The 3,346-nt window shown below is 34.5% G+C and carries 1 protein-coding gene, 1 pseudogene and 1 other annotated feature; the gene and the pseudogene both read right to left on the bottom strand.

Features of this window, described 5'->3' with window-relative positions:
* Window positions 1-111: 111 nt before the first annotated feature.
* Window positions 112-821, bottom strand: a pseudogene (locus tag AC07E5_RS10005) (IS3 family transposase); the annotation flags it as partial.
* Window positions 430-546, bottom strand: a sequence feature (AL1L pseudoknot). Its footprint overlaps the pseudogene before it by 117 nt.
* A gap of 568 nt (window positions 822-1,389) precedes the next feature.
* Window positions 1,390-3,177: a hypothetical protein gene (locus tag AC07E5_RS10000; RefSeq protein ID WP_180072297.1), complete on the bottom strand. Its 1,788-nt coding sequence runs from the start codon at window positions 3,175-3,177 to the stop codon at window positions 1,390-1,392.
* Window positions 3,178-3,346: the final 169 nt, after the last annotated feature.

Here is a 3,346-nt window from a genome sequence, read left to right as displayed (position 1 = left end):
TATCTCAGGTTCAAATTTAAGATTTTAGCAGCACTCCAAACTCTACAATTTGCGTATAGTGGTAGCTAATCACTATATCAATCAAGATACAAGAAGCACTGCTTCGCAAGGGTCAGGATGATCAGCACTAAAATTGCGTTTCACCAAGTCATCTGCTCGTTTTTGATCCTCTCGGCTACGGGTAGTTTGTTTATTCTTACCACGCCAAACACCTTGTATACCTAGTTTTTGCATCAATCGAGCAACTGTACAGCGAGCAATAACATAGCCTTCACGTTTCAGTTTTTGCCAAACTTTACGTATACCATATCGACCTGAACTTTCCTTCCAAATTCGTTTAATTTGTTCAGCATGATGCAAGTCATGTAAATCTCGCTTCGCTCGATGTTCTGGATTGTCCGCGAGATCTAAAGTTCGGTAATAGGTTGAAGCTGCGATCGGTAAAATCCTACAAATCGCATCAACACCATATAAGTCTTTATTGTTATGGATGAAATCCACCATTATTTGTGTGGGCGGTCGAGCTCCGCCTGGGCGAAAAAAGCAGCTGCTTTACGTAGAATTTCATTGGCACGCTTTAATTCTTTGATTTCACGTTCCATCTGCTTCATTTTTTCTTGATCTGATGCCTGTTGTACTTTGATAGGATTTTGTTGATCGAGATGTTTTAAATACCAAACACGCAGTGTTTCAGGAGTACAACCGATTTTAGGTGCAATAGCTGTGATTGCTGCCCAATTCGATGGATAATCTTTTTCAGATTCAATTAGTAATTGAACCGCTCTTTCTCTAATTTCGGGGGTATAGTTTGGTTTTTTCATCGGAATAGTCTCTCAGAATATTGACTCTCCGACAAACCCGGTACGGTTCAAGTGCATAATCAATCGCTTGCTGTTTAAATTCGGGACTAAAACGTTTAGCCATTTCTTGAATCTCCAAAGATTAAAGTTACGTTATCTTTAGAGGGACGTGCTGTCCATTATTTTGTCTAGGATCACATTCGAAATTAGTGGAGACTCGATGAGAAAAATTGGATCTTTTGATGAAATCGCCACTCTTTAAGAGTGGCTGGTTTTGTAGTGAAATACGTGGCAGATTTTAGGTGTGATATACATCCACGCTAGATATTATGATTTTATTAAAAATGAAAACACATATCTTGTGTTACAGATGCATCCAAGAAAGAACATCATTTATCTTTTAGCATGATCAATACTTCAATTTATATAACTTGAATGACCAGAAAAAATTTAATTTTTCATAAAATCTAGTAAGTTGTTGTTGCTCTGTTTAAAGCCTTGTAATTCTCTATGAAGCAGTAAGTTATGATACGAAACCTCGACTATTTGAGCTTTTTGTGCTTGGTATTTCTCATTAAGTTCAGATAATTTACTTCTGTAGACTTATGAATAAGTTTTTAAAGCGATTTTTCCATTCATCGGGTGTTGCGTATAAATGTTTTATCGCAATCATTTTATGAATGAAACTATCACAGTAGAGTGCCCATTTTTTTATTCCTTTTGCACTTTCTAGCTCAATGCAGATTTTTTTGATTTGTTCGCTTGTTAACTTGTGTTGAGTAAAAATAAGAAAAGCACAAAATGCTTCATGATTCTTATTTTTATGAATATCAATAAGATAGGTGAAGCTATTCTGATCTTTTAAATCAAGTTGTAAGAACAATAATCTTCTGCCTTTTTCATAATCAATCCATGAGGGATGTTTGGGTTCAGGTACAAGTTTTTTGATTTGAAGCAAGTTAATACTCGTTATCATTTCACCATGTTCATTAATTGCAGAAAGGTGTTCTAGAGGGGAATCCATTTCTGAAGCAATTTCTTGAAGAGATTGGATAATATATTGAATGTCAAAACGTTCATCTCTTTTAGGTGGTGTATTTGTTGTTTCAGATTTTTTAATATTAGTGTTTTGACTTCCATATTGTTCATCAGATGATGTTTCGACATCTTTTGATTTATCAGAATATGGGTGATTGGGTGTGCCAACTTCAATTGGATCATTGATTGGTTCATTAAAAGAATACTTCAAAATATCTTGTGTACTTCCAGTTTCCACATCAGAACGCTTACGGTATTCACCGCTTGTTCTTGATGGTGGTTTTTGTGTATTGACATGCTCATTTTTATTTTGACTTTTTTCACGAGGACGAGAATTTTTATCATCAGGCTTTGAAACAGTATTGGTCAGGTCTTTGTTGACATCAATCATGTGATCGTTAATAGGATCAAACTTTTTTACTCTAGTGATAAAAAAACGTGTCTTATTATCATCTAGCCAAATTCCTTCAGCTTCAAGAAAAAGCTTTGTAGGGTGTGGCGGAAATACAATTGGATATCGTGTGCCTGAGCCATGTTGAAGATGATTAAACTCAGTAATCTCCATACTTTTTTGAATTTTATCGACTATCGTCTGAACATGTGGATTTAAGGCTAGATTGGCAAGAAAAATAATTGCAGTCTCGCCAATATCTTCATATGGCTTTCTGATTTTTATTTTATATTCAACATTATCATTCTCAATTTCTGTTGTATAAGATTCTAAAAAGCGATTAATAATGGATTGGCTTGAAGTTCCTAGTAAGAGTCCCCGAATATCCTTCCGATTGACGAATAAGCTATGCAAAACCTGAATTGATGAAGTGATGACTTGAGTTCCATCATTAGAATGTATTAAGCAGTGATTCACTTTCCGATATGAATTATTGGTGTATTTAGTGAATGGATAGCCTTTTAGAACATAATCAACTTTATTGGGGAGAAAATAGTATTTTAATGGAATATAGTATTCTGAACTATTGGGGATTCTGTCTGTAAGTTTTATATTCTTAGGCTTATTATTGGTGAAGTCGAAAGAAAATCGTTTTGTGACAAGCTTTCCTGAAAATCTATAAGTTTGATTGGTCAGAACGTTTCCATCCCAAATGCTACCATGTTGAACAGCATCAAGATCAAGTACTGGAACAAGGAATGTTGAGCACTTATCTAAAAATAACCATTGATCACTTTTTCTAATCTCAATTAATAACACTTCAACAAAAGGATTGGTTGAGTCGTTATCTTCGTTTCGAACAAGTCCACCGTATCGATAAACCACTCGACTAATATTATCGTTTGGGAAGCAATCAATAGTCGTTATTTTGTCATTATTAACAGGCATATATTTTTAAAAAAAGGAAAAAATAAAGTATATAGATAATATACTAGGACTTACGCATTGACGGATTCAAAAAAGTATTAAAATACTTTATAAAGTATCTGTGATCAGACGAATTAAACATGCTTCTACAGCAACTTGTACATTACCCATTTATATGGGCTTTCTCATG

This window comes from Acinetobacter seohaensis, from assembly GCF_056431365.1.
Note: the sequence above shows the minus strand (reverse complement) of the source record. Positions and strands in the feature narration are given on the sequence as shown.

Coding starts and splice junctions, on each gene's coding strand:
- AC07E5_RS10000 (WP_180072297.1), bottom strand. CDS start 3,177: ATGCCTGTTAATAATGACAAAATAACGACTATTGATTGCTTCCCAAAC.